The sequence below is a fragment of the Methylobacterium sp. NPDC097929 genome (assembly GCF_049543375.1).
Classification (GTDB): Bacteria; Pseudomonadota; Alphaproteobacteria; order Rhizobiales; family Beijerinckiaceae; genus Methylobacterium.
Window position 1 is genome coordinate 16968 of the sequence record NZ_JBMVEP010000011.1, and the last position, 23568, is coordinate 40535.

The following is a 23568-nucleotide window of genomic DNA, read 5'->3' on the forward strand; positions in this document are numbered from 1 at the left end:
GCGCTCGGCCTCTCGAACGACATCTCGGAAGGGGCCCGCAGCGCCCCGTCCTCCAGCAGGGACGCCGCGCATGAGCACGCATTCGGGCTTCAAATCGCCGGCGGATTGCCCCGGCATCATCCCGGTCTTCCCGCTGCCGGGGGCTTTGCTCCTGCCGCGGGGGCAGATGCCGCTCAACATCTTCGAGCCGCGCTATCTCGCCATGGTGGACGACGCCCTGCGCTCCGAGCGCCTGATCGGCATGATCCAGCCCGACGCGGAGGGAGGCGGTTCTCCGCTGGCGCCCCGGCTCTACCGGGTGGGCTGCGCCGGGCGGATCAGCCAGTTCGCCGAGACCGGCGACGGGCGCTACCTGATCTCGCTGACCGGCGTCAGCCGCTTCCGGGTCGAGAGCGAACTCGCCGTCACCACGAAGTACCGGCGCTGCCAAGTCTCCTTCGAGTCCTTCGCCCAGGATTTCGAGGCGCGGGCGGGGGAGGCGGAGGTCGACCGCGAGGGCGTGCTGCGCACCCTGCGCAGCTTCGTCGACGCCAACGAATTGCAGGTCGATTGGTCGGGCATCGAGGAAGCGCCGAACGAGGCGCTCGTCAACGCGCTGTGCATGATGAGCCCGTTCGGGGTGCGCGAGAAGCAGGCGATGCTGGAAGCGCCCGACCTCAAGACGCGGGCCGAGGTGCTGATCGCGGTGACCGAGATGGAGCTGGTGCGCGCCAGCGGCTCCGAACCGACGCTGCAATAACCTTTCCGGCCCCCGGCCATCCGCGCTATGGGGCCCCGCTCACCGGAACCGAGACGCCATGGCCGACACACCCACCCCGCCCGTCGAAGCGACCCGGGTCGATCCCCGCCTGCTGGAACTGCTGGTCTGCCCGCTGACCAAGGCGCCGCTGGAATACGACGCGGCGCGCGAGGAGCTGATCAGCCGCTCCGCCAAGCTCGCCTACCCGATCCGCGACGGCATCCCGATCATGCTGCCCGAAGAGGCCCGCTCGCTGACGGAGTGATACGGTTTCCGTTTGATCGCTTTCGGTCTCTTCCATCGTCCTTGCGCGGCTCAGCGAAAGCAATCCAGGGCCCCGCATTGTCCGGACAGGTCGCGCTCTGGCTCGCTTCGGCTCTGCCTCGCGATGACGGAGGGGGCGAAGGCCGACGCGTGATGCTGAAAACGAAAAGGGCGCCCGGCTCTCGCCGGACGCCCTTTTTTCGGATTGGCCGATGGCTCAGCGGCCCTGCTGGATCGCCGAGAGCAGCCAGGGGCCGCCGGGCTCGCGCACGAAGGTCCAGAATTCCTTGGCCTCCTGCGGGCCGTTCTCGACGTGCCGGTTCGTGGCGCGCTCGAACACCTCGTCGCGCAGCTGGAAGCGCATGGCGACGGTGGCGAACTCGACCGGACCCTCGCGCCACGCTTCCGACAGGTCGCCCTGGAGGAGCTTCACGTCGGAGATGCGGTTGACGACGCCGCGGGCGGCGTTGGCGCGCAGCTCTTCCTCGAAATAGCCGACCATCTCCGGCGTCGCGAGACGGCGCAGGCTCGCCACGTCCTCGCGGCCGAAGGCGCCCTGGACCTCGTTGAGCGAGCGCTCGAAGGCCTGGAAGTCGTCCGGCTGGACCTGGACCGGCTGCGGACGGGCGCCGCCGCCATAGCCGCCGCCCATCGGGTTCATGCCGGCATTCATTCCGGGATTGACGCCGCCGTTCGGGCCATCCTGCGGCGGGAGGCCGGAACGGGCATGCGGCGCGTTGGCGGCCATGGCGGGCTGGTTGCCCTCCTGACGGCGGCGGAAGAAGCGCACCGCCAGCATCACGAGAAGCGCGATCAGGCCGATCTGGAAGATCAGGCCGATGAACGAGCCGATGCCGCCGAGCCCGCCGGAGAAGCCCGCACCCAGCAGGGCGCCGAGCAGGCCCGCGCCCAGCATGCCGCCGAGGAAGCCGCCGCCGAAGCGCGAGCCCCGATTCTGCGCGGCCATGCCGGGATTGTTCATGCCGGGGCTCGGGCTCGTCTGCGAGCGCTGGATCGGCCCCATCGCGCCCGGGGAGGTCGCGGTGGACGGAGGCGCGCTGTAAGTCTTCGAGCCGCGCGAGCCCATGCCGCCGCCGCCGCCCGGGCGCGCCTCGACGACGGGCGCCGCCACGGCGAGCGAGGCCGCGAGCGCGAGGAGGGTCACGACGCGTTTGCGACGCACGGGAGGGGAAGCCATCAGACGGAACCTCAGGTCAGCGTGAGGAGAGCGAGAATGCTCTCTTTAGATGGTGACGGGTGAGACGCGATTTTAGTCCCGGCCCAGGGCCAGATTTCGCGAGATTTTTTCGCGCCACCGGCCGGCCGCGCCGAGAGCCCGAGCTAAGATGCTGCGTCCGTGTCGAATTTTTTAGAGGGCGGCCACGCTTTTTCCGGTCGGCCGAGGGCGCTGCCCTCAGCGGGCGGCCGGGAAGACGAGCCGCACGGTCGCGCCCTCGCCCGGCCGGCTCTCGATGGAGATCGTGCCGTTCTGGCGCTTCATCAGGCCGTGCACGATGGCGAGGCCGGCGCCCCGGCCGGACTCGCGGGTCGTGGCGAAGGGGGCGAGCGCCCGCGACAGCATCTCCGGCGACAGGCCGTGCCCGGTATCCGAGACCGAAAGCCCGACCGCCCCGGCCTCCGGGCGCTGGAGCGAGCGGTCGCCGGGCTCGACCGCGAACAGGGTGACGCGGATGCGGCCCTGGCCGGACATGGCCTCGCAGGCATTGGCGAGGATGTGGCCGAGCGCCAGTTCGAGTTGGATCGGGTTGCACAGGGCCGGGGGGAGGTCGTCGGGAATCGAGAGGTCGAGCCGGATGCCGGCCGGCAGGTTGGGGCGCAGGCGGTCGAGGCCCGCGCGGACCGCGGCGGCGAGATCGACCGGGCGCACGTCCGGCGCGATCCGCCGGGAATGGGCCAGGAGCTGGCGCGTGAGCACGGCGGCCCGCTCGGAGGCTTCCGTGGAGCGGATGATCGCCCGCTGGATGAAGGGTTCGGGCCGGTCGCCGAGGCGCCGCTTCAGTCCGTCGATGTAGCCGATCAGGATCTGCAGGAAGTTGTTGAACTCGTGCGCCACGCTGTTGGTGAGGAGCCCGAGCGCCTCCCGCTGCCGCGACAGCGCCAGCGCGTCCTCGGCATCGCGCCGCCGGGTCACGTCCACGATCTGGCCGAGGAAGCGCGCGGCGTCGCCGGGCCGCGGCGCGAGGTGGATCTCGCCCCAGAACGAGCCGCTGCCGCGGGAGAACAGGAGTTCGGCGCTCGACGGTTCTCCGCGCGCCAGCCCCTCCCGCAGGGCGGTCCAGCCGGCATGATCGCCGTGGCGGCATTCGAGCGCCTCGAGGCCCCGCCCGACCAGATCCTCCTCGTCGCGGCCGGTCAGCGCGCACAAGCCGGCATTGGCCGCCGCGATGACGGCCCCGGTCTCCGAGCGATCCAGCAGGAGCGCGGGCAGGGGCAGGGCGGCGAGGAAGCCGCCATCGGTCTCCTCCCGCTGCTCGGACGGAGCGTTCGCATCGGGTGGCGTCATCGGGCACGGCCCTCCCGCAATCGGGAACCGGCCGGACTCCTGCGAGCCCGGCGGCTGCGCGAGCGATACAGGCTGTCTTCGGGATACGCCAAAAGCATGACCGTCAACGCGCCAAGCCCCGCTTGGATCGCGGCACCCGGCGTCGCGCGCCCGCGGATCAGCGGTTGGCCGTGGTCACCGGCGAGGCGCCGTTGTTGAGGCTGACCCAGGCCCGGCCGTCCTGCCCCTCGCGCTTCACGAAGCTGTAGCCGGTGCGCTGCCAGGGCAGCACCGCGTTGGTCTTGTTGTCGAGGATCAGATCGCCGCGATCGGTGCGCACCATCAGCACGGCGTGGCCCTCGCCGATCTCGTCGATCACCACCGTCATGCGCAGAGCCCGGCGGGGGAGGCGCCGCTCGATCAGCATGCGCCGCTTGAGGAGCTGGATGTCCTCGCAATCGCCGAACCCGTCATCGGGGAAGTCCCAGCGGTCGACCACACCCCAATGGGCCGTGTCGGTGATCGGCTTGATGCGCGCGTTGACCCGGCGGTTGACCGTGGTCAGCGTGTGCCACAGCGCAGGCGTCAGGGCGACGAGGGCGGGCTCACCGGGATCGACGGCGCATTCGGTCGGATAGCGCAGGCAGAAGTCGTTCCAGGCCGCCACGGGCCGGGCGGGCGCGCCGGGATCGGCGGCGGTGCCGGCCTCGGGCAGCCCGGCGCTGCGGGCTTGGCTCGGCTGGACCGGCGCCGCGGCGCCGCCGATCAGAAGCGTGGCGCCGACGAGGGAGAGGTGGGCGGCCCGGAGAAGGCGCCGGGTGACGTGCCCGCGGGGAAACGCCGATCCGTCGCCGACGCTCCGAAACACCGCGTACCGCATGGCCGCCCGTCCTGCCGCCCCAGTTTCTCGGCAAAGCTTGCACGGGCCGGCGCCCGGCTCAATGAGAAAGTGAAGGAAGGGTGAAGCCCCGCGATCGCTTTCCCGTATCATGGCGAGACAACCCCGAGCAGGCTGGCAAACGGGCCACACCGGGCCCGACCTTCCCTGATCCAGCAAAAGGCGGGCCGCGGGCTGCGGCCGGCCGTTAGAGCATCGTCCCGAAAGGTGGCCGCCGGCTTTCGGAAAAGACGATGCGAAACAAGAGGCGAGACCATCGTGCCGGATACGATATCCGGCACGATGGTCTAGCGGTTGGCCGTGGTGACCGGGGAGGTGGCCCCGCCCAGCGAGACCCAGGCGAGGGTGTCCTGCCCCTCGCGCTTGATGAAGACGTAGCCGGTCTGGTGCCAGGGCGAGACGGCGTTAGTCTTGTTGTCGAGGATGTAGTCGCCGCGGTCGGTGATCAGGGTGAGCACGGCGTGGCCCTCGCCCTTCTCGTCGATGACGACCGTCATCCGCATGGCCCGGCGCGGCAGCCCCGCCTCCGCGAGCAGGCGGCGCTTAAGCAACTGGTAGTCCTCGCAATCGCCGCGCCCGTCCTCGGCCAGATCCCAGCGGTCGGGGCGGCCCCAATGATCCTGGTCGGTCACGGGTTCGATCGCGCGGTTCACCCGGCGGTTGACCGAGACGATCGTCGACCAGAGGGCGGGGCTCAGGGTGATGCGGGCCGGCTCGCTGCGGTCGAAGGCGCACTCGGCCGGGTAGGATTGGCAGAACTCGGTCCAGGCGAGGATCGGCCGGGCTTCCCCGCCGGTGGTGAGGCCCGCGCTCGCCGAGGGGAGGGCGGCCAGCGTCTGAGCCTGAACACCGCCGCAGAGCAGGCCGAGGCAGAGGGCGAGGGCCGCGAGAAGCCCCGTCTTGAGATGACCCGTATCGGTGGTGTGCATCGCGGCGTTTCCTTCGAACGAGGCCAGGATGTCGCCGCACCCCCTCCGCCGCGCTGAAGCCGATCCGCGCAATTTTATCGATTCGCGCCCCCTCCGGTCCTCGCCCGTGCGAGGGCGAACCGCCCCTCACGGGGTTGCGGGAAATGCGAGAGGTCGCATTAGGGGAGGGGTAACCCTGTCGCCCGGGCGCCCGCCTTCGCGTGCTCGCAGGGGCTGCCTGCCGTTTTCGGGACGTGGGCGGGGCGAAGATCCGGCCCATCGGCGGGATGTCCGAAGCCGGCGGCGTGCGCCGGCGCCCGGCCTGGCGGGCCGTCGGCCGCATCGGGCGTTCAGGGGCTCGGTGTCATGAGGACGGGCGCGCGCATCGGGCCGGGAGCCGCGTCCGAACAGGCCGCATCGGGCGGCCCTGTTGGCGAGGCCTGCCGTCGCGGCGGTGCCGATCAGAGCTTCATACGATTTCCGGTTGATCGCTTCGGCCTCTTCCCTCGTGCTTGCGAGGCTCAGCGAAAGCAATCGGGGGCTCCGCATCGTCCGGACAGGTCGCGCTCTGGGTCGCTTCGGCTCCGCCTCGCGATGACGGAGAGGGGCGAAGGCCGAGGCGATGGATCGGAGACGAGATCAGGCGAAAGGCGCAGCGCTTCGAGCCGCGGCTCAGAGCGTGATGCCCTCGTGGAAGCGATCGGGGGAGATCGGCAGCATGAACTGAGCACCGATTCCGCCCTCGAAGTAGCGCACCACGCGGCCCGGGGTGGAGCCCACGAGGACGTGGGTGCCGATGGGCGGCGTCGATGGGGTGGCGAGCGCCACGCCCGACATCGAGATGTCGATGATCCGGGCGGGAATGAGCCGGCCGCTCTCCAAGCGCAGAGTGACGCCGGGATCGTTGGGCACGAGGCGTTCGTGGAAGCGGCCCTCCGGCAGGCCGAGGCTCTCCCGGTTGGCGAGCCACATCAGCTGCGAGGCGATCTTGTCGCGCTTGCGCGGCGTCGCGGTGAAGCGCAGCGCGAAGCCGCCCGGCGTGTGACGCGCGACCGCGCCCTCGAGCCGGCCGATCTGTTCGAGGTAGAGCACGACGCGCTCGCCGACCCCGCCGAGCACCGCGCAGGTCAGGCGCACGCCGCCCGGGGACATGTCCACGGTCTGGCACGGATATTCGCGCCGGTCCGCCAGCATGTAGCGGCCGAGCAGCGTCGCGCGCACCCGCTGATGCCGGCGCTGGTCGGCGGCACTGGCCGGTTGCGGGGGAGAGGCTGTCCCTGGACGGGAAAGCTCGGTCATGGCGGCTCGGCAGTCTGGATGTCGTGACCGAATCCTTAGCCGTTCCAGGGTTACGAAAGACTTTCCCAGATCCGACGCACCCTTGCGGCTCTCCCTTTTGGCGCCTTCAGGGTTGTGTCCCCCGCGTCAGGCGCCGCCGCGCCCGCCCTCGTGCACGAGCAGATGCCCGAACCGGACGGGGCGGGGATCGTTGGCCGGCTCGGGCAGGCCCTCCACGAAGCTGCGCACGGCCGTGGGCTCGGCACTCGCCACTTCGAGCACCCGCAGCGAGACCGCCTCGACCCGCAGGATCGGCCGGGTGCCGAGCCACGACGGAATGCAGTGCGGGCTGAGCGAGCCGAGGATTCGAGCCTGCGTCTTGCCGCGGTGGCGCAGGGGAAGCAGCAGCAATTCGAGGTCAATGGATTCGTCCCGCGCGGTGACGCCGGTCAGGCCCGCCACGATGCCGACGGTGTCGCACGCCACCGTCTCCACGAGCCGCCAGGGATCGGTGGGGGCCGGGGGCAGGGTGTCGCCCCACAGATCGATGAAGGCGTGGCCTCGCAACTCCCGCCCGAACAGGGCGCAGAGGCGCGTGCCGGCAAGCCGCACCGTGTTCACCCGGCGGGCCGGATCGGTTTCGAGGATGAAGCTGTCCGCGAGCAGGTTGCGGATCTCGCCGGGCTCGATCTCGCTGCGCTCCGGCGCGGCCCGCTCGCCTCGCAGCCGGTCCCAGTAGGCGTGTAGCTGACGGCTCGTGGGATGCTTCATGGTGTTCCGCACCGGTACGGCCCGTTTCACACGGGCTTCAATCTGGGTCGGCCTGGGACGAAGAGAGGGTACCCGGCCGGGGGTCGGTGATGTCTCGCACACCCTAGGCCGAGTGATCCGGGCGCGCTCGCGCAACTCCTCCTTAACCTTAACGAAAGGTTGCGGCCGGTCCGCGCGCCTGCCGATTCCGTGCGGTCCTGGGCTCGGCGGCCCTTGCGGCGGCGCAGGCTTGGCCGACATGGTGCGGCATGGATGCCTCCCCCGATCTGCCGCGCCAGGGCCGCGTGCCCGTCTTCAACCTGCCGGGAATCGTGACGATCTCGATCGCCGTGCTCGCGGCGATCCATCTCGTCCGCACCGTGCTGCCGGACGAGATCGACCTGTCCGTGCTCCTCAACCTCGCCTTCATCCCGGCCCGCTGGACCGCGTCCTTCGATCCCTCGACGGCGGCCGCGATCATCGGCGCGGCGGGGGAGGGGGCGGGCGGGCCGGCGCTCGCGTCCGCGCGACAGGAATTCGCCCGCTACCTCGTGACCGATCCCTCCGCCATGCCCTGGACGGGGGCGAGCTACGCCCTGCTGCACGGGTCGTGGATGCACCTCATCTTCAACGTCGTCTGGCTCGCGGCCTTCGGCGCCCCCGTCGCGCGCCGCTACGGCGCCCTGCGCTACGCGATCCTGGCGCTCGCGGGCATCGTCGCGGGGGCGGTGCTCCACCTCCTGATCGATCCCTACAGCCTGATGCCGCTCGTGGGGGCGTCGGCCGGGATTTCCGCGCTGATGGCGGCGGCGGCCCGCTTCGTGTTCCAGCCCCCGCCGCCCTTCGAGGCCGGTGCGCCCTGGCAGCTTCCGCCGCGAGCCCCGCTCCAGACCATCCCCGAACTGATGCGCAACCGCACGGCCGTGCTGTTTCTCGGGATCTGGTTCGTCACCAACCTTCTCTTCGGTGTTCTCGCCCTGCCGCTCGGCGGCGGGGAAGGACCGATCGCCTGGGACGCGCATCTCGGCGGCTTCGCGGCCGGCTTCTTCCTGCTACCGCTGATGGAGCGAGGCAGCCTTCGCCATCGCCCCTAAAGCGCGGGCGGTGATGTGCCCTGGACATCACACCGTGGGCTTTTGCCGATCGAAACGAATTAAATGAGAGACGCCGGCCGTCGATTTTAGGAACGACAGCGGATTAAAGATAAACAATCAAATGTTTGTCCGCTCCGTTCCTGATGGAGAGTGGAACCGGTGAAACATCGAGCAGCCGTCATCGCCCGTCTCGGGCTCGCCGTATCGTGCGCATGGGGTCTCGGCGGCACAGCCGCCCAGGCCGCCTCCGCTGCCCAGCCCGGCCAGACTGTCGGCGTGCCGTTCGGCGCGCCGTTCCCCAAGGGCTTCTACGCCGTGAACCTGTCGAGTTTCGGCGTGCGCGAGACCTCGCCGCTCGACTCCGAGAGCAACGTCAACCTTCCGACCCTGTTGTGGGCGACGCCCTTCACCGTGCTCGGCGGGCAGGTGCAATTCATCTTCGTCGCGCCGATCGCGGCCTCCAGCGTGCGCGGCGCCCCCTACAACAGCGGCTGGGGCCAGCCCCTGCTCGCGGGCCAGCTCGCCTGGGATCTCGGCGACGGCGTCGGCGTCAGCTACCTCCTCGGCGGCTATCTCCCCTGGGATACCCGCTTCCTGACCCAGTCGCCGTCGCTAAGCCACCGCTTCGCGATCACCTACGCCGCCAACGACTGGGCGGTCACGGCCAACCTGCTCTACGGCCACATGCTCGAGACGCGCTCGCCCACCGGCGTGCTCTATCCCGACTACCTCAACCTCGACCTCACCCTGACGAAGAAGTTCGGCAAGTGGCAGGTCGGCCCCGTCGCCTTCGGCTCGGTCGATCTCAAGACCAACGTCGTCGGCTACCGTCAGCAGGGCCAGCTCGCGGTGGGCGGTCTCGTCGGCTACAACTTCGGCTTCATGAACGTGCAGGGCTACGTCACCCGCGACGTGGCCGAGCGCAACTACGGCGGCAAGGAGACCCGCGGCTGGCTGCGCGTGATCGTGCCGTTCGGTCAGGACAAGGGCGAGGCCCAGCCCAACCGCACCCTGATCACCCGCCGCCAGGCCGAGGGCCGCTGAGCGGGACCGATCCGGTCTCATCTCCGGGAACTTCCCGCGGCCCGCCGGCCTCTCCTCCGGCGGGCCGTGTGCATTTTTGTGCAGGAGCGCTCGCGGTGGTCCGGCCTCGCCGGCTTGCCAGCACGGCCAAGACGCCACACAATCGCCGCAGAGAGCCGGGGCCCAACCCGGCCGGCAGGCTTATCGGCGCCGTGGGCTGACGGCGCGATCCTCAGGGAGGGGAACTATCATTATGACCGTTGCGCGAATCCTTGCAGAGAAAGGCGGCTCGGTGGTCACGCTGCCTCCGCACCGCACCATCGACGAGGCCATCCACCTTCTCGCCGAGAAGCGGATCGGCGCGCTCGTGGTCGGCGATGCCGAGGGCCGCGTGATCGGCGTCCTGTCCGAGCGTGACGTGATGCGGGCGCTGGCGACCGAGGGCGCGGCGGCCCTCGACCGGCCGATCTCGCACTACATGACCCAGAAGGTCGTCACCTGCACCCGGCGGACCACCATCGAGGACGTGATGGAGACGATGACGAACGGCCGCTTCCGACACCTTCCGGTGGTCGAGGAGGGGCGTCTCGTCGGCGTCGTCTCGATCGGCGACGTGGTCGCCCGCCGCATCGCGGCCGTCGAGGCCGAGCACCAAGCCATGCGCGACTACATCACCATGGCCTGAGCCCCGTCGGCCGGCGCGGCGGACGGATCAGCTCCGGGCCGCCGCGCTCCCGATCATGCGCCGGATCTCCGGCAGCGCCGCGCGAACCGCCTGACGGCCGAGCTCGATCCCGTCGGCGGCGCGGTGGAATTCGAATTGCCCGAACTCCGCGAGCCGGGGGCGGATCGACACGTCCGGCGGATCGCCCGCGAGCCGTGCCCGGGAGATCCGGTCCTGAGTGATGTTGAAGGCGTCGAGCATGACCCGGGCGACGCCCGGCACCGGCGGGCCCGCGGGTTCGCGCGGCGGCTCCGCCCGTCGGCGCCCCATCAGGCGCCGGCCCGCCCCCCGCAGCAGCCCCCAGCGGTCCCGTCGCCGCATGGTCGCCTCGAGCGTCTGTTCGATCGCCCGCTCCACCGGCTCCTCCGGCTCGGCGAGGGGCGGCGCGTCCCATTCGGGCCGGATCACCGTGCCGGGCGGGCGCGTCTCGCAGGCGAGGTTCACGCACAGAACGAGGTCGGCGCCGAGTTCCCGGGCGAGGCGCACGGGCACCGGGTTCACCAGGGTGCCGTCCATCAGCAGTCGCCCGTCGAGGGCGACCGGCGGGAAGATGCCGGGGATCGCGTAAGAGGCCCGCACCGCCTCGACGAGGGGGCCGCGGGAGAGCCAGACCTCGTGGCCGGTGCCGAGTTCGGTGGCCACGCTGGCGAAGGGTAGGCGCAGATCCTCGATGCGCAGGCCTTCGAGTTCGCGGGAGAGGCGGCGGCGCAGGCGCTCGCCCGCGATCAGCCCGGAGCCGGTGATGCGCGGATCGAGCATGCCGACGACCCGGCGCCGGGTCAGCGAGAGGGCGAACTCCTTGAGCGCGCCGATCCGGCCCGCCGCATAGGCCCCGCCCACCACGGCACCGATGGAGCAGCCGGCCACCACGTCGGGATAGATCCCGGCCTCTTCGAGCGCCTCGATCACGCCGAGATGCGACCAGCCCCGGGCCGAGCCGCCGCCGAGCGCCAGGCCGATGCGGGGAGCGGGCAGGCGCGGCACCACCGGCTCCACCACCCCTTCCGGAAAGCGGGGCGGACCGGGGTTCAGCGCCTCGAACCTCATCGGTCCGGATCGGCGGGAACGAGGATGGGCGCGCCGCTCGCGGGGTCGCGCTCGACCGCGCGGTAGAAGCAGGAGCGGCGGCCGGTATGACAGCAGCCGCCGTCGCCGCCGACCGTCACGCGGATCAGGATCGCGTCCTGATCGCAATCCACCCGCATCTCGACGACGCGCTGGATCTGCCCGGAGGTGGCGCCCTTGTGCCAGAGCTCGCCGCGCGAGCGCGACCAGTACCACGCCTCGCCGGTCTCCAGGGTGCGGGCCAGCGCCTCGGCGTTCATGTGGGCGAGCATCAGCACGCGCCCGTCCCCCGCATCGACGGCGATGCAGGCAATCAGCCCGTCGGGGCCGAAGCGCGGCGTCAGGGACGCGCCCTCCTCGACCTCGGCCCGGGAGCCGGGGGAAGCGAACCGATCAAGCATCGCGGAGATTCCGGCCGTCTCAGGCCTTCTGGTTCCGCACGAGCGTCAGGAAGCGGACCTGCTCGCTGGGATCGGCCCGGTAGACGCCGCGGAACTGCGTGGTGATCGTGGAGACGCCAGCCTTCTGCACGCCGCGCATCGCCATGCAGAGGTGCTCGGCCTCGACCATGACGGCGCAGCCGCGGGGCTGGAGGATGCTCTCGATGGTGTCGGCGATCTGGGCCGTCATCGTCTCCTGCGTCTGCAGGCGGCGGGCGAAGGCATCGACCACGCGGGCGAGCTTGGAGAGGCCGACCACGCCCTTGGACGGGTAATAGGCGATGTGGGCGAGCCCCATGAACGGCACCATGTGGTGCTCGCAATGGGAGTAGAACGGGATGTCGCGCACCAGCACGGCGTCCGAGTATCCCTCGACCTCCTCGAACACGCGCTCCAGGAGCGCGTCGGCGTCCATGCGGTAGCCGCCGAAGATCTGCTCGTAGGCCTTCACGACTCGGGCGGGCGTGTCGAGCAGGCCCTCGCGCGTCGGGTCGTCGCCGGCCCAGCGCAGCAGCGTGCGCACGGCGGCCTCCGCCTCCTGCCGGCTCGGACGGCCGAGGGCGACCTCGTTCGGAACCCGCTGCGCCGATTCGGGCAAGGGAGCGATTTCGGGAGCGATCTCGGCCGCGTCGCCGGGCCGGACGGAATCGTTGGCGCCGCGCATCCCTTCGAGGTCGACGGCGCTCATGCGTCTCTCGTCGTCGCTCATGCCGTAGGACAGGGATTTGAGGGCGGCATCCATGGCATCTCCGGCCTTCGCCACACGCGCCTTCATGGTCGTGCTGTCAGGCTTGGCGTACATCGTCGATCCGTCCCGGCGTCTTAAACGGTTTAAGTGCCGACGCCCTCGAACGATCCGAATCCTGGGCCAGGGCGTGACCGGGGTCGACGGTGCCATTCTCGCGGAACGGCATGATCGCGCCTATATCGTCGCAATCGCGCCGCCGCGCAATGCGTGGCATGCGCATCCGGCTCGACGAAAGCTTGAGCCTCACCCGAACGTGCAGCGCTGAGGCGTGTCCGCGATGATCGACGACATCTACAACCGCCGTATCCTGGAACTCGCCGCCGACATTCCGCGCCTCGGACGCCTGGAGGCACCCGAGGCCAGCGCCACCGCCCATTCCAAGCTCTGCGGTTCGACCGTCACGGTCGATCTCGCCCTCGACGCGGACGGCACCACGGTGGCCGATTTCGCCCACGACGTGAAGGCCTGCGCGCTCGGTCAGGCCTCCTCCTCGCTGATGGCCCGCCACGTCGTCGGCGCCCGGGCGGACGAACTGCGCGAGGTTCGTGCCCGGATGCGGGCGATGCTCAAGGAGAACGGTCCGGCGCCCGACGGAAAGTGGGCCGACCTCGCCGTGCTGGAGCCGGTGCGCGCGTTCCGCGCCCGCCACGCCTCGACCCTGCTGACCTTCGACGCCGTGGTCGACGCCCTCGACCAGATCGCCGCCCGCCGGTCCTCCGCGCCGGACACGCCTGACGCCCCCGAGGCGGCCTGAGCCGCCGTGATCCGGCAGGCGGCGCACGGGGTGATCCGCGCCTACCAGCTCACGCTCTCGGGGCTCGTCGGGCGCCAGTGCCGGCACTGGCCGAGCTGCTCGAGCTATACCGACGAGGCGATCCAGCGCTACGGGCTCTGGGCCGGTGGTTGGATGGGGTTCGCCCGCATCTGCCGCTGCGGCCCCTTCGGTACCCACGGCATCGACCTCGTGCCCGAAGGCCTGCCCGCGGGCGCCGCGTGGCACCGCCCCTGGTCCTACGGCCGCTGGCGCGGCGTCGAGGCGCCGCCCCCGCTGATCTGCGAGGCGGTGGACGAGCCGGGCCGGCCGTGAGGCGCCGGGCTTCGGGCTCTCTCGGTTTCCCTCGGGCCCCCCGTTCCCTTGGGCTTCCCGCCAAAATCCCTATCTGGAGCCCGAACCCGCTTCCCGCGCGAGGCCACGCGATGCAGCTCACCGGACTCCACCACGTCACCGCCATCACGGCGCGGGCAGCCGACAACCTCGCCTTCTACACCCGCGTGCTCGGGCTCCGGCTCGTCAAGAAGACCGTCAACCAGGACGATGTCTCGGCCTACCACCTGTTCTACGCCGACGGGCGCGCCTCGCCGGGCACCGACCTGACCTTCTTCGACTGGCCGGCGCCGGCCGAGCGCCGCGGCAGCGACAGCATCAGCCGCACGACCTTCCGGGTCGCGGGGCCGGCGGCGTTCGACTGGTGGCGCGAGCATTTCGCCCGCCAGGGCGTGACGCATCATCCGGCGATCGAGCGGGACGGGCGCCTGACCCTCGACTTCGAGGATGGGGAGGGTCAGCGCCTCGGCCTCGTCGATGATGGCGGCGCGGGCGAGGCCCACCCTTGGGCGGCGAGCCCCGTGCCGGCCGAGCACCAGATCCGCGGCCTGGGGCCGATCCGGCTCACCGTCGCGAGGCCCGAGCGCACCGAGGCGGTTCTGACCCAGGTTCTCGGCTTTCGCCGCGCCCGGACCTTCGAATTGCCCGAGGGCGAGGTGAGCGTGTTCGAGACCGGCGCGGGCGGCCCGGCGGCGGAGGTGCAACTGCTCCAGGGTGCCGGTGCGCCGGCCCGCCAGGGGGCGGGTGCCGTCCACCACGTCGCCTTCCGTATCCCGGATGCCGATTACGAGGCCTGGGCCGACCGGCTCAAGCAGCGGCGGGTGCCCTCCAGCGGTCCGGTCGACCGCTACTACTTCCGCAGCCTCTACTTCCGCGAGCCCAACGGCATCCTGTTCGAGATCGCCACCGACGGGCCGGGCTTCGCGACCGACGAGCCGATGGAGGCTTTGGGCGAGCGCCTCGCCCTGCCGCCCTTCCTCGAACCGCGCCGGGCCGAGATCGAGGCGGGGCTGAAGCCCCTCTGACCCCAGTCCCTAAAACCTTCGCGCCCGATGCGTGCGGCCCGGGGCAGGCATGCGCGGCAATCAAGAACAGTTCCAGCTCAAGTCGCATTTCGCGGGCTGTGGCCGCGCAGCGTCTTGACGCGGATGCTGCGATTGCGAGAAGAGCCCGCGTTCGACGCTTTGAGAATCGGGAAACCTGCGGCCGATGAGCAAGTACAACGAGGAGCGCGTCCTCTCCGTCCACCATTGGACCGACACGCTCTTCTCCTTCCGCACGACGCGCGATCCCTCGTTCCGCTTCCGCAACGGCGAGTTCACGATGATCGGCATCGAGGTCGAGGGCCGGCCGCTGCTGCGCGCCTACTCGGTGGTCTCGGCCAACTACGAGGAGGAGCTGGAGTTCTTCTCGATCAAGGTGCCGAACGGCCCGCTCACGAGCAAGCTCCAGCACCTCAAGGTCGGCGATCCGATCATGATCGGCAAGAAGCCGACCGGCACGCTGGTGCTCGACAACCTGCTGCCCGGCCGCCACCTCTACCTGCTCGGCACCGGCACAGGGCTCGCCCCCTTCCTGTCGATCATCAAGGACCCGGAGACCTACGACCGCTTCGAGAAGGTTGTGCTCGTCCACGGCTGCCGTCAGGTGCAGGAGCTGGCCTACGGCGAGACCATCACCGAGACCCTGCCTCGCCACGAGTTTCTGGGCGAGATGATCGCCAACCAGCTCATCTACTACCCGACGGTCACCCGCGAGCCGTTCCGCAACCGCGGCCGGATCACCGACCTGATGACCTCGGGCAAGCTGTTCGAGGATATCGGTCTGCCGAACATGGCGATCGAGAACGACCGCTTCATGCTTTGCGGCAGCCCTGAGATGATCAAGGACACCCGCGAGATGCTGACGGGACTGGGCTACGAGGAGGGCAACCACGGCGAGGCGGCCCACTACGTCATCGAGAAAGCCTTCGTCGAGAAGTGAGGCCTCCACGGTTGCCGTGAAGGCCGGCGGCGTCCCGCCGCTGGATCGCTTCGCCGGCGCTCGCGACGACGGTGTGACCCTTCCACTCCGTCATTGCGCGCGAAGCGAGGCAATCCAGGGAACCGCCCCGCTGCCGGACGAAGCGCCGCCGCAATCCGCCATGACCCGTACGTCCGCCCTGTTCGTCGTCGGCGCCGGCACCGAGATCGGCAAGACCTACGTCACCGCCGTCCTCGTCCGCCGCTTTCGCGCCGAGGGCCGGCGCGTGCGCGCCCTGAAGCCGCTCGCCAGCGGCGTTCCTCCGCTCGACCATCCCGATTTCGCGCAGAGCGACACCGGCCGGCTGCTCGCCGCGCAGGGACTTGCGATCACCCCCGAGACCGTCGCGGCCTGCTCGCCCTGGCGGTTTACCGCCCCGCTCGCGCCGGATCTCGCCGCCGTCCGCGACGGCCGCAGCCTCGCGCTCGCCGACCTCGTCGGCTGGTGCCGGGCGCGCCTCGCCGAGGCGGAAGCCGACGAGACCGTGCTGATCGAGGGCGTCGGTGGACTGATGAGCCCGATCACCGAGACGGCGACCGGCCTCGACTGGCTGAAGGCGCAGGGGCTTCCGGCGCTGCTCGTCTCCGGCAGCTATCTCGGCGCGATCAGCCACGCCCTCACCGCGGTCGAGACCCTGCGCGCCCACGGCGTGCCGCTCGCAGGGATCGTCGTCAGCGAGAGCGAGGGCGCACCGACATCGCCCGAGACGGTGGCCGGGCAGATCGCGCGATACGTCCCGGAGGCGGTCGTGGTTCTCGGCCGCGGCGGCGATTTCCCCGAGGGGCTGCCCGGGCTCGCCTGAGAGCCTGTTTGACTGACCACTTCGACACAGAGCCAAAGCGGTGCCGCGATTTTTCCCGTCCTCACCCTCATCCTGAGGTGCGGAGCGAAGCGGAGCCTCGATGGAGGGCTCCGGGGATCGCGCGCTTTCTGGAGCCCTCCTTCGAGGCTGCTGTCGCAGCACCTCAGGATGAGGGGTGTGATCGGATCTGCCGGTCGAACAGGCTATGAGCGTTCAGCGGCCGGAGCCGCGGCGCTCCTTCGGCGCCTTCGGCTCGCGGGATTCCTGAATCTCCTCGGCCTTCTCCTCGTCGGTGTCGCTGCTGCGCTTGATCGTGCTGTCGGGGTTGGCCACCAGCCCCTTCACGATGGTCACGAGGCGCTTGCACTCGTCCGGGAAGCCGTAGGAATCGAGCACGATGGCCGCGTCGCGCAGATTGCGCAGGTCCCGCACGATCTGCGCGTTCTTGGCCTCCTGCAACTCGCTCTTGGCCGCGATGGCCGGTTCCAGCCCGGTATCCTCGACATTGCAGTCGGCGCGGGCCGCCGGCATCGCGGCGAGCATCAGGAGGGCGCAGGCGATCAGGCGACGCATCGTCCGTCTCTTGGGTCGAGGAGGGGCGGGAGACTCAGCCGCGGTGGCGCAGCAGGTCGTTGGTGACGGCCACGAGCTGCGCGGCGCGGTAGGGCTTGGGCACGAACACGGATTCGGTCACCGCCTCGGCGGGCGAGAGGCCGTCGCGGCCGCCGGACGTATAGACCACGGGCAGGCGCGGCAGGCTGCGGCGGGCGCTGCGGGCCAGGGCGATGCCGTTCGTGTTGCGGGCCAGATCGATATCGGTGAAGAGCAGATCCACCCGCTCGCTCGACAGGATCGCCTCGGCCTCCTCGGCGTCGGCGGCGGTCAGCACCCGGTAACCTTCATCGAGAAGCGCTTCGGCGGCCAGTTCGCAGACGAAGGCCTCGTCCTCGACCACGAGGATGGTGCCGGCGTTCGGCGCGAAGTGGAACGGGGGCAGGACGGCGGGGGCGCAAGCGAAGGGGATCATGGCAGAACTCCAACTCACCCGTGCTCGGACAACCGCCGAGCTTGCGGATCGCCGGACCAACGGGGCCGTGAAGGGCCGCGTTCACCGTGATTGCTTCGATTTGCGCGCAATTGGTAACCGGTTGGTTAACCTTGACGGCAGGCCGGTAAGAGCTGAGGCCTTGCCGTGGAGAGCCGTGCCGTGACGCGTCCCTGGCAGATCGGCTTCGGCGTGGTGCTGACCGCGCTCGCCGGCTTCGTGGACGCGGTCGGCTTCATCCGGCTCGGCGGCCTCTACACCTCGCTGATGAGCGGGAACACGACGCAGCTCGCCGTCTCGCTCGGCCATGGCGATCCGCTGGGCGCCGTGCTGCCGGCGCTGCTGATCGCCGTCTTCCTCGTCGGCGCGGTCTCGGGCGGGGCCATCTCGGCCCTGTGCCCGCCGCGCTGGGTCACGCCCGCGGTGCTGGGCTTCGAGGCCGTCGCGCTCGCCGCCGCGCTGGCCCTGGCGGTCGAGCACGCCCATGTCGGCGTGGCCTCGCTCTTCCTGGCGCTGGCCATGGGGACGCAGAACGCGGTGCTCGCCCACGTCCAGGGCTTTCGCGCCGGCACCACCTTCATCACGGGCGCCCTGTTCGCCTTCGGGCAGAAGGCGGCGCTGGCGCTGGCCGGGCGCGGCCCGCGCTTCGGCTGGCTCGGCGATGCCTCGGTCTGGCTCGCGCTCCTGGCGGGAGCGGTTGCGGGCACCTATGCCCACGGGCATTTCGGGATCGCTGCCCTGGCGGTTCCCGCCTGCGTCGCCGGCGGTCTATGTCTGGCCGCCAGCCTGTTCACCCTGCTGCACCGGTCCGCGCCGGTGTCCTCGATCAAGATCTGAAGGAAGGCCGACCCGGATGAGCGTCTCCGCTCCCTCCCTCACCGACCACGTCGCCGGCCTGGATGCCGGTGCCCACGTCACCGCCGCCCACTGGCTCAAAGGCACTCTGGCCCTGGCGCTGGCCGATGGCGGGGTGTTCCTCCTGCGCGACGGCGCGACCGAGACGGTTTCTGCCCATCCGGAGGGCGGCATTCTCTCGGCGGCGAGCGACGGGGCGCGGCTGGTCAGCGCCGGCGACGACGGCCGGGTGGTCGCCACCGACGCCAAGGGAACCGCGCAGGAACTGGCGCAGGCCAAGGGCGCCGGCTGGGTCGATGCCCTGGCGCTCCACCCCGACGGCTCGCTCGCCTTCTCCTCGGGCCGCACCGTGGTGGCCCGGGACGCCAAGGGCCGCGAGAAGACCTTCGCCGCCCCCTCTACCCCGCGCGGGCTCGCCTTCGCGCCCAAGGGCTACCGCCTCGCGGTGGCCCACTACAACGGCGTGAGCCTGTGGTACCCGAACCTCGAGACGCCGCCCGACTTCATCGAGTGGAAGGGCTCGCATATCGACGTGACGTGGTCGCCCGACGGGCGCTTCGTCGTCTCGACCATGCAGGAGAACGCGCTGCACGGCTGGCGCCTCCAGCCCGACCGCGGCCACATGCGCATGTCGGGCTATCCGGGCAAGGTGCGCTCCCTGTCCTGGTCGAGCGACGGCAAGTGGCTCGCCACCAGCGGCGCCGAGGCCGCCATCGTCTGGCCGTTCGACTCGAAGGAAGGCCCCACCGGCAAGGCGCCCCGGGAATGCGGCGTGCGGCCGGCGCGGGTCTCGCAGGTCGCCTTCCACCCCAAGGCGCCGGTCCTGGCGATCGGCTACGAGGACGGCTGCGTGCTGCTCGTGCGCTTCACCGACGCCTCCGAGTTGCTGGTGCGCCCGGCGGTGAAGGGCAGCGCGATCTCGGCGCTCGCCTGGGACGGCACCGGGAGCCGCCTCGCCTTCGGCTGCGCCGACGGGCAGGCCGGATTGCTCACCCTGCCGGCCTGACGCCGATGGCCCTCTACGGACGCGCCCCGAAGCCCGACGCCGCCGCCCGGCGCCGGGTGGAGGCGTGGGTGCGGGCGGCGGGCGGCTACGGGCCGGACACGGCGATGACCGTGAGCGAGATCGTCTGCACCGATCCGGCCTGCCCCGGCACCGAGACGGTGATCCTGCTCTTTCCGCCCGGTGAGAAGACGCGGGCGCTCAAGGTCGCGGGTGCGCTCGACGCCTTGTGCGAGGCGGATGTGGCCGCCGCGCTCAGCGGAGCCTGAGCGACGGGCCTCCCCGCGGGCGCTCGCCGCCCTAGAACCTTGAGGGTCGCCGAAGGAGATCGTCGCCCGTGTTCCGCGTCATCCGCACGCTCGGCCTCGCCTTCGGACTGCTCGCCGCCATCATCGCCGCGCAGGGGCCGGAATTCGCTCAGCAATACACGCAGCGCCTCGGCGGGGCTCTGGACGAACTGCGCCGCGCCATCGCCTCCCTCGACGCGGACGCGCAGGCCACCGGCCGCAGCCGGGACGAGGCGCTGGAGCGCCTGCGCGCCAACCCGGACGCCTTCGCCGCCCGGCGCGGGGAATCGGCCCGCGCCGACATCGAGCGGCTGAAGCGGCTGGAGGCGCAGAAGCAGGCCCTCGACACCGCCACGAGCCCGCTCGGGCGCCTCTCCGTCATCGTGCGCGACCCCGACATGGGCATCGCCCGCGCGGCCTATCGCGACTACCAGCCGGCGGTGCCGACGACCACGGACGGGCTGGTGGCCGGGCTGCTCGGCTTTCTCGCCGCCTGGGGCGGCTGGCGCGTCACCAGCGATTTCGGCCGCCACATGGCCCGCCGGACCCGGCGCCCGCGGTCCGAAACCACGCCGGTTTGAGACGAATCCGGCGCTTTCGCGCGGCGGAAGTGTTGCTCGGCCTCTACAGCCGGGTCCGCCCGCCTGCACTAGGTGTAGGCGGCCGCTTCTCCCTCCGGCGAGGCACCGGATCCGGTTTCCCCTCGACCATGCCGCGTCCCCCCTCCACGACCGTCGATCCCGCGCTCGACGCAGCGGCCCTGCTGCGGCGCATCGGCTTCTTCGGCCTGTTCGTGGTGCTGCCGGTGGCCGCCCAGGTCTCCCGCCGCGCCACCGTGGTGCTCGCCCCCATCGCCGTCGTCCTGCTCATCACGGCCAGCGCCATCGACCAGCGTCAGCGCGCCGTCTGGCCGTCCGTGCGGCGGCTCCTGACCGCGCCGGCCTTCCTGGCCGGCATGCTGGTCGTGTTCTGGTCGGCGCTCTCGCTGGTCTGGACGCCGTTTCCCGGCCCGGCGAGCGAGCGGCTGGCGAATCTCCTCGCCATCGTCGCGATGACGCTGCTCGCCTACCTCGCCCTGCCGGAGCGGATGCGCTCGGCCAACCTCTACCTGCTGCCGCTCGGCGTCGGCGCGGCGGCGATCGTCGCGATCCTGATCAACCTCGTCGGCGACGCGATGCTCAAGGACAACCCGGACGGCGACAGCGCGCTCGAACGCGGCGCCGTGCTGCTGGCGCTGCTCGCCTGGCCCGCCGTCGCGTGGCTGCGCTCGCGCCGCCGCGACACCGAATCCCTCGTGGTGGTGCTGCTCGTCGCGGGCGCGCTGCTGCTGGCGCCGGGCCTGACCGCCCTGTTCGCCCTGGCCGTCGGCGCGCTGGCCTTCGCTCTGACCTATTGGCGCCTGTCGCTCGGCGTGCGGATCACCGCGCTCGCGGCGGCCGGCCTGCTCGTGGTGGCGCCGCTGCTGCCCTTCCTCGCCCGCCCCATCGGCGTGGCCCTGTTCGGCCCCGTGGCGCCGGGCGTGCTGGCGCTCAAGGCGTGGCAGAAGGTGGTGACCCTGGAGCCGGTGCGCCTCGTGACCGGCCACGGCCTGGAGACGGCCCTGCGCGGAAAGATCTTCGGCATCCTGCCGCTCAATGCGCCGACGACGATGCTGTTCGAGTTCTGGTACGAACTCGGCATCGTCGGCGCCTTCGCCGCGGCGTTCGCCCTCTACGGCGCGATCCACCGCGCCGGCCGCGACGCCACGGTGCTGGTGCCCTGCGCCATGGCCGCCTTCGCCACGGCCTTCGCCATCGGCGGCATCGGCGTCGGGCTCACCACGCTGTGGTGGCTGACCACGCTGGCGCTGGCGATCCTCACCTTCGTGGCGATCGAGCGCGGCCAGTTCCGCTCCAGCCGTCCCAAGGTCGGGCTGATCCCGCGGCTCCCCTCGCGGGGGTGACGCCGGCTCGTCCGGTCAGGGTTAGCGAGCAATCGCGGAGCGCCGGCCATCCCGTCCGCAACGGACGGGATGGGTCGCGCGCTTCTCCCGGCGGCGCCGCGCAAAAATGAGCCGCGACGCCGCCGGAGACGAACAGGACGCGACCGTTCTCGGGCCGATGTTCGAGCCTCTTGGTTCGCATCGTCTTTTTCCGAAGGCCGGCGGCCACCTTTCGGGACGATGCTCTAACCGCTGACGAAGCAACAGATCCGCCACGTCAGATCGGCCGTCCAGCCCAGCGCCGCTCCGGATGCCAGAGTGAGCGCACTTAAAATGATCCGCTCCACGATGGTTGATGAGAGGACGACGTCCGAAGTCGATCCAAAATCAACCACCACCGTCTCGGCTTGGCGCATTGTCTTCAAACCTCACGAGCCCCGCTGCGATTGAGGCAGCCAAGAGGCCAATCAGGTCTGGTCCATGGAGGGGCACTTCATCGGCCAGTGTGTCGAGTCGGCACTATCCTGCGCAGGTGAATCGAGCCCTTATCGACATCTGTAGTCCTGGCGCGGGCGGGCAACAGACATGCGCGAGAACTTGATCGATCAGTGGCGGCGGGAGCGGACGACGCCGGACGCGGCGCCCTCATCCGTCATCGAAATCGCGCGGGGCGTACGGACCGGGCTTCTGCTCGGTCTCGGCCTGCTGACGATCTTCGCCTTCGTCGGCTGGCTCGGCTTTCTCTGAAGCGCCGCCGATCGCGCGCCACGCCCGTTCCCCGCCGGCGCCGATCGATGGATGGCGGAAGACGAGCGAAACCGGGCTCAGCGCCCGGGCGCCTCGATCGCGTCGGCCGCCGCTTCGAGGGCGGTCATGTCGTCGTCGGAGAGGCCGAAATGGTGGCCGATCTCGTGAACGAGGACGTGGGTGACGAGGTGGCCCAGCGTCTCGTCGTGCTCGGCCCAGTAGTCGAGCAGCGGCCGGCGGTAGAGCCAGACCGCGTTGGGCATCTGCCCCGTCGCCCATTCGCCGCCCTGGGCCAGCCCGACGCCGCGGAACAGGCCGAGGAGGTCGAACTCCGACTCGCAGCCCATCTCGGTCAGGGTCTCCTCGTCGGGAAAGTCGTCGACGTGGATGCGCACGCCCGCGCAGAGACGGCGGAATTCCTCCGGCAGAGCGGCGAAGGCGGTGTCGGCCAGCGCCTCGATCTCGGCGAGGCTCGGCGCCTTGGTCCCGGCCCAGCCGCTCGCGGCGTCCTCGCTCGAGGCGTCCTGGCTCCCAGCGTCCTGGCTCGCGGCGTCCTGGCTCACGGCGCGGCGGGCTCCTGCGGGACGACCGGCAGCACGCAGCGTGCCAGGAAGGCGGCCAGATCGCTGGTGATGTGGTCGATATGCGGCTCCTGCACCGCCTCCTGCTCGAACAGCTCGCGGAACGGATCGGGCGTCGGCGGCACCACGAGCACGGTGGCCATGCCGAGATCGTGCGGCACCACGAGGTTGCGGGCGATGTCCTCGAACAGGGCCGAGCGCCTGGGATCGACGCCGTGGCGCAGGAGGAAGCGCTCGTAGGTGCCGCGGTCGGGCTTCGGGATGAAGTCGGCCGCCGCGATGTCGAACACGTCCTCGAAATGGTCGAGGATGCCGAGCTTCTCCGCGACCCGCTCGGCGTGGCGGCGCGAGCCGTTGGTGAGGATCAGCTTGCGCCCCGGCAGCCGCTCGATCGCGTCGCCCAGGGATTCGTCGAGCTTGATCGTCGAGTGGTCGATGTCGTGGGCGAAATCGAGGAAGTCGTGCGGATCGACCCCTTCCTCCACCATGAGCGCCTTCAGGGTGGTGCCGTAATGGTGGTAGAAATGCTTCTGCAGGGCCCGGGCCGAGATCGCGTCGAGCCCGTAGAGGCGCATGACGTAGAGCGTGATCCGCTCGTCCACCTGCGGCCAGACCCGCGCGTCGCTCGGGTAGAGCGTGTTGTCGAGATCGAACACCCAGGTATCGACGCGGGAAAAGCCGCGGGCGTCGGGGGTGGTGAAATGGCTCTCGCCGGGAAGAAGCAAGGGAAGGGTGACGCTCGTGAGGGGGAAACGGGACGGGACTG

30 protein-coding genes are annotated in these 23568 nt (G+C 70.8%); 17 read left to right on the forward strand and 13 right to left on the reverse strand.

What is annotated here, in order from left to right; genetic code table 11:
- Window positions 1-70 precede the first annotated feature (70 nt).
- Window positions 71-739: an LON peptidase substrate-binding domain-containing protein gene (locus tag ACPCJR_RS20660; RefSeq protein ID WP_391514652.1), complete on the forward strand. Its 669-nt coding sequence runs from the start codon at window positions 71-73 to the stop codon at window positions 737-739.
- A gap of 58 nt (window positions 740-797) precedes the next feature.
- Window positions 798-1004, forward strand: coding sequence for a Trm112 family protein (locus ACPCJR_RS20665; protein WP_391514654.1), 207 nt, complete (start codon window positions 798-800; stop codon window positions 1002-1004).
- 216 nt (window positions 1005-1220) lie between these two features.
- Here the strand turns inward: ACPCJR_RS20665 and ACPCJR_RS20670 are convergent, their stop codons facing one another.
- The 6 genes from ACPCJR_RS20670 to ACPCJR_RS20695 form a co-directional block, all read right to left on the reverse strand.
- Complete coding sequence (locus ACPCJR_RS20670) at window positions 1221-2201, reverse strand: Tim44 domain-containing protein (RefSeq protein WP_391514656.1); 981 nt, start codon at window positions 2199-2201, stop codon at window positions 1221-1223.
- Between the two features lie 216 nt (window positions 2202-2417).
- Window positions 2418-3527: an ATP-binding protein gene (locus ACPCJR_RS20675; RefSeq protein ID WP_391514658.1), complete on the reverse strand. Its 1110-nt coding sequence runs from the start codon at window positions 3525-3527 to the stop codon at window positions 2418-2420.
- 157 nt (window positions 3528-3684) lie between these two features.
- The gene (locus ACPCJR_RS20680; RefSeq protein ID WP_391514660.1) at window positions 3685-4386 is read right to left on the reverse strand and encodes a transglutaminase-like cysteine peptidase; all 702 of its coding nucleotides are present in this window, start codon (window positions 4384-4386) and stop codon (window positions 3685-3687) included.
- A 305-nt stretch (window positions 4387-4691) separates the two neighbouring features.
- On the reverse strand, window positions 4692-5333 hold the full coding sequence (locus ACPCJR_RS20685; protein WP_391514662.1) for a transglutaminase-like cysteine peptidase: 642 nt from the start codon (window positions 5331-5333) through the stop codon (window positions 4692-4694).
- 651 nt (window positions 5334-5984) lie between these two features.
- A complete protein-coding gene (locus tag ACPCJR_RS20690; protein ID WP_391514664.1) occupies window positions 5985-6611 on the reverse strand; it encodes a PilZ domain-containing protein in 627 nt (208 codons plus the stop codon).
- A gap of 126 nt (window positions 6612-6737) precedes the next feature.
- Complete coding sequence (locus ACPCJR_RS20695; protein ID WP_391514665.1) at window positions 6738-7361, reverse strand: PAS domain-containing protein; 624 nt, start codon at window positions 7359-7361, stop codon at window positions 6738-6740.
- 248 nt (window positions 7362-7609) lie between these two features.
- Here ACPCJR_RS20695 and ACPCJR_RS20700 point away from each other — a divergent pair, with 248 nt between their 5' ends.
- From ACPCJR_RS20700 to ACPCJR_RS20710, 3 genes are all read left to right on the forward strand, one after another.
- Window positions 7610-8434 (forward strand): rhomboid family intramembrane serine protease, encoded by an 825-nt coding sequence (locus ACPCJR_RS20700; RefSeq protein ID WP_391514666.1) that lies wholly within the window; start codon window positions 7610-7612, stop codon window positions 8432-8434.
- A 159-nt stretch (window positions 8435-8593) separates the two neighbouring features.
- A complete protein-coding gene (locus ACPCJR_RS20705) occupies window positions 8594-9478 on the forward strand; it encodes a transporter (RefSeq protein WP_391514668.1) in 885 nt (294 codons plus the stop codon).
- A 232-nt stretch (window positions 9479-9710) separates the two neighbouring features.
- Window positions 9711-10142 carry a CBS domain-containing protein gene (locus ACPCJR_RS20710; protein WP_110351411.1) on the forward strand — a complete coding sequence of 144 codons (432 nt, stop codon included), beginning with the start codon at window positions 9711-9713 and terminating at the stop codon, window positions 10140-10142.
- Between the two features lie 27 nt (window positions 10143-10169).
- Here the strand turns inward: ACPCJR_RS20710 and ACPCJR_RS20715 are convergent, their stop codons facing one another.
- Genes ACPCJR_RS20715 through folE form a run of 3 tightly spaced genes read right to left on the reverse strand, consistent with a single transcriptional unit; the run spans window position 10170 to window position 12488 of the window.
- Window positions 10170-11228, reverse strand: a complete 1059-nt coding sequence (locus ACPCJR_RS20715; protein WP_391514670.1) for a patatin-like phospholipase family protein — start codon at window positions 11226-11228, stop codon at window positions 10170-10172.
- Entirely contained in the window at window positions 11225-11647 is a 423-nt protein-coding gene (gene hisI, locus ACPCJR_RS20720; protein WP_391514672.1) for a phosphoribosyl-AMP cyclohydrolase, read from the reverse strand. The genes ACPCJR_RS20715 and hisI overlap by 4 nt, the downstream gene beginning before the upstream one ends.
- Window positions 11648-11666: 19 nt before the next feature.
- Window positions 11667-12488, reverse strand: a complete 822-nt coding sequence (gene folE / locus ACPCJR_RS20725; protein WP_391514674.1) for a GTP cyclohydrolase I FolE — start codon at window positions 12486-12488, stop codon at window positions 11667-11669.
- On the opposite strand from folE, the gene ACPCJR_RS20730 reads away from it, so the two are divergent.
- From ACPCJR_RS20730 to bioD, 6 genes are all read left to right on the forward strand, one after another.
- Window positions 12427-12699, forward strand: coding sequence for a hypothetical protein (locus ACPCJR_RS20730; RefSeq protein WP_391514884.1), 273 nt, complete (start codon window positions 12427-12429; stop codon window positions 12697-12699). The genes folE and ACPCJR_RS20730 overlap by 62 nt on opposite strands.
- Window positions 12700-12711: 12 nt before the next feature.
- On the forward strand, window positions 12712-13188 hold the full coding sequence (locus ACPCJR_RS20735) for an iron-sulfur cluster assembly scaffold protein (protein ID WP_391514676.1): 477 nt from the start codon (window positions 12712-12714) through the stop codon (window positions 13186-13188).
- A gap of 6 nt (window positions 13189-13194) precedes the next feature.
- Window positions 13195-13521 (forward strand): membrane protein insertion efficiency factor YidD, encoded by a 327-nt coding sequence (gene yidD, locus ACPCJR_RS20740; RefSeq protein WP_391514678.1) that lies wholly within the window; start codon window positions 13195-13197, stop codon window positions 13519-13521.
- A 110-nt stretch (window positions 13522-13631) separates the two neighbouring features.
- A complete protein-coding gene (locus ACPCJR_RS20745; protein ID WP_391514680.1) occupies window positions 13632-14564 on the forward strand; it encodes a ring-cleaving dioxygenase in 933 nt (310 codons plus the stop codon).
- 184 nt (window positions 14565-14748) lie between these two features.
- Window positions 14749-15522 (forward strand): ferredoxin--NADP reductase, encoded by a 774-nt coding sequence (locus ACPCJR_RS20750; RefSeq protein WP_391514682.1) that lies wholly within the window; start codon window positions 14749-14751, stop codon window positions 15520-15522.
- 160 nt (window positions 15523-15682) lie between these two features.
- Window positions 15683-16363, forward strand: coding sequence for a dethiobiotin synthase (gene bioD, locus ACPCJR_RS20755; protein ID WP_391514683.1), 681 nt, complete (start codon window positions 15683-15685; stop codon window positions 16361-16363).
- A 213-nt stretch (window positions 16364-16576) separates the two neighbouring features.
- Here the strand turns inward: bioD and ACPCJR_RS20760 are convergent, their stop codons facing one another.
- Entirely contained in the window at window positions 16577-16936 is a 360-nt protein-coding gene (locus ACPCJR_RS20760) for a photosystem reaction center subunit H (protein ID WP_110351401.1), read from the reverse strand.
- 34 nt (window positions 16937-16970) lie between these two features.
- Window positions 16971-17390, reverse strand: coding sequence for a response regulator (locus tag ACPCJR_RS20765; protein ID WP_110351400.1), 420 nt, complete (start codon window positions 17388-17390; stop codon window positions 16971-16973).
- A gap of 180 nt (window positions 17391-17570) precedes the next feature.
- Here ACPCJR_RS20765 and ACPCJR_RS20770 point away from each other — a divergent pair, with 180 nt between their 5' ends.
- The 6 genes from ACPCJR_RS20770 to ACPCJR_RS20795 all read left to right on the forward strand — a co-directional run bounded on the left by ACPCJR_RS20770 (window position 17571) and on the right by ACPCJR_RS20795 (window position 22221).
- Window positions 17571-18245: a YoaK family protein gene (locus ACPCJR_RS20770; RefSeq protein ID WP_391514685.1), complete on the forward strand. Its 675-nt coding sequence runs from the start codon at window positions 17571-17573 to the stop codon at window positions 18243-18245.
- Window positions 18246-18261: 16 nt separating this feature from the next.
- A complete protein-coding gene (locus ACPCJR_RS20775; protein ID WP_391514687.1) occupies window positions 18262-19269 on the forward strand; it encodes a WD40 repeat domain-containing protein in 1008 nt (335 codons plus the stop codon).
- Window positions 19270-19274: 5 nt separating this feature from the next.
- Complete coding sequence (locus ACPCJR_RS20780; protein ID WP_391514689.1) at window positions 19275-19535, forward strand: hypothetical protein; 261 nt, start codon at window positions 19275-19277, stop codon at window positions 19533-19535.
- Window positions 19536-19603: 68 nt separating this feature from the next.
- Window positions 19604-20134: a DUF2937 family protein gene (locus ACPCJR_RS20785; protein ID WP_391514690.1), complete on the forward strand. Its 531-nt coding sequence runs from the start codon at window positions 19604-19606 to the stop codon at window positions 20132-20134.
- 128 nt (window positions 20135-20262) lie between these two features.
- Window positions 20263-21495, forward strand: a complete 1233-nt coding sequence (locus ACPCJR_RS20790; protein WP_391514692.1) for a peptide ABC transporter permease — start codon at window positions 20263-20265, stop codon at window positions 21493-21495.
- A 564-nt stretch (window positions 21496-22059) separates the two neighbouring features.
- Window positions 22060-22221, forward strand: coding sequence for a hypothetical protein (locus ACPCJR_RS20795; protein WP_391514693.1), 162 nt, complete (start codon window positions 22060-22062; stop codon window positions 22219-22221).
- A gap of 77 nt (window positions 22222-22298) precedes the next feature.
- Here ACPCJR_RS20795 and ACPCJR_RS20800 read toward each other — a convergent pair whose 3' ends face one another.
- Entirely contained in the window at window positions 22299-22682 is a 384-nt protein-coding gene (locus ACPCJR_RS20800) for a metallopeptidase family protein (RefSeq protein WP_391514875.1), read from the reverse strand.
- Window positions 22683-22780: 98 nt separating this feature from the next.
- On the reverse strand, window positions 22781-23527 hold the full coding sequence (locus tag ACPCJR_RS20805; protein ID WP_391514695.1) for a pyrimidine 5'-nucleotidase: 747 nt from the start codon (window positions 23525-23527) through the stop codon (window positions 22781-22783).
- Between the last annotated feature and the right edge of the window lie 41 nt (window positions 23528-23568).

Bases quoted from the DNA above. Each gene is read 5' to 3' on its own strand.
- ACPCJR_RS20660 (WP_391514652.1), top strand. From the start codon at position 71: ATGAGCACGCATTCGGGCTTCAAATCGCCGGCGGATTGCCCCGGCATC.
- ACPCJR_RS20665 (WP_391514654.1), top strand. From the start codon at position 798: ATGGCCGACACACCCACCCCGCCCGTCGAAGCGACCCGGGTCGATCCC.
- ACPCJR_RS20670 (WP_391514656.1), bottom strand. From the start codon at position 2,201: ATGGCTTCCCCTCCCGTGCGTCGCAAACGCGTCGTGACCCTCCTCGCG.
- ACPCJR_RS20675 (WP_391514658.1), bottom strand. From the start codon at position 3,527: ATGACGCCACCCGATGCGAACGCTCCGTCCGAGCAGCGGGAGGAGACC.
- ACPCJR_RS20680 (WP_391514660.1), bottom strand. From the start codon at position 4,386: ATGCGGTACGCGGTGTTTCGGAGCGTCGGCGACGGATCGGCGTTTCCC.
- ACPCJR_RS20685 (WP_391514662.1), bottom strand. From the start codon at position 5,333: ATGCACACCACCGATACGGGTCATCTCAAGACGGGGCTTCTCGCGGCC.
- ACPCJR_RS20690 (WP_391514664.1), bottom strand. From the start codon at position 6,611: ATGACCGAGCTTTCCCGTCCAGGGACAGCCTCTCCCCCGCAACCGGCC.
- ACPCJR_RS20695 (WP_391514665.1), bottom strand. From the start codon at position 7,361: ATGAAGCATCCCACGAGCCGTCAGCTACACGCCTACTGGGACCGGCTG.
- ACPCJR_RS20700 (WP_391514666.1), top strand. From the start codon at position 7,610: ATGGATGCCTCCCCCGATCTGCCGCGCCAGGGCCGCGTGCCCGTCTTC.
- ACPCJR_RS20710 (WP_110351411.1), top strand. From the start codon at position 9,711: ATGACCGTTGCGCGAATCCTTGCAGAGAAAGGCGGCTCGGTGGTCACG.
- ACPCJR_RS20715 (WP_391514670.1), bottom strand. From the start codon at position 11,228: ATGAGGTTCGAGGCGCTGAACCCCGGTCCGCCCCGCTTTCCGGAAGGG.
- hisI (WP_391514672.1), bottom strand. From the start codon at position 11,647: ATGCTTGATCGGTTCGCTTCCCCCGGCTCCCGGGCCGAGGTCGAGGAG.
- ACPCJR_RS20730 (WP_391514884.1), top strand. From the start codon at position 12,427: ATGGCATCTCCGGCCTTCGCCACACGCGCCTTCATGGTCGTGCTGTCA.
- folE (WP_391514674.1), bottom strand. From the start codon at position 12,488: ATGTACGCCAAGCCTGACAGCACGACCATGAAGGCGCGTGTGGCGAAG.
- ACPCJR_RS20735 (WP_391514676.1), top strand. From the start codon at position 12,712: ATGATCGACGACATCTACAACCGCCGTATCCTGGAACTCGCCGCCGAC.
- ACPCJR_RS20745 (WP_391514680.1), top strand. From the start codon at position 13,632: ATGCAGCTCACCGGACTCCACCACGTCACCGCCATCACGGCGCGGGCA.
- ACPCJR_RS20750 (WP_391514682.1), top strand. From the start codon at position 14,749: ATGAGCAAGTACAACGAGGAGCGCGTCCTCTCCGTCCACCATTGGACC.
- bioD (WP_391514683.1), top strand. From the start codon at position 15,683: ATGACCCGTACGTCCGCCCTGTTCGTCGTCGGCGCCGGCACCGAGATC.
- ACPCJR_RS20760 (WP_110351401.1), bottom strand. From the start codon at position 16,936: ATGCGTCGCCTGATCGCCTGCGCCCTCCTGATGCTCGCCGCGATGCCG.
- ACPCJR_RS20765 (WP_110351400.1), bottom strand. From the start codon at position 17,390: ATGATCCCCTTCGCTTGCGCCCCCGCCGTCCTGCCCCCGTTCCACTTC.
- ACPCJR_RS20775 (WP_391514687.1), top strand. From the start codon at position 18,262: ATGAGCGTCTCCGCTCCCTCCCTCACCGACCACGTCGCCGGCCTGGAT.
- ACPCJR_RS20780 (WP_391514689.1), top strand. From the start codon at position 19,275: ATGGCCCTCTACGGACGCGCCCCGAAGCCCGACGCCGCCGCCCGGCGC.
- ACPCJR_RS20790 (WP_391514692.1), top strand. From the start codon at position 20,263: ATGCCGCGTCCCCCCTCCACGACCGTCGATCCCGCGCTCGACGCAGCG.
- ACPCJR_RS20795 (WP_391514693.1), top strand. From the start codon at position 22,060: ATGCGCGAGAACTTGATCGATCAGTGGCGGCGGGAGCGGACGACGCCG.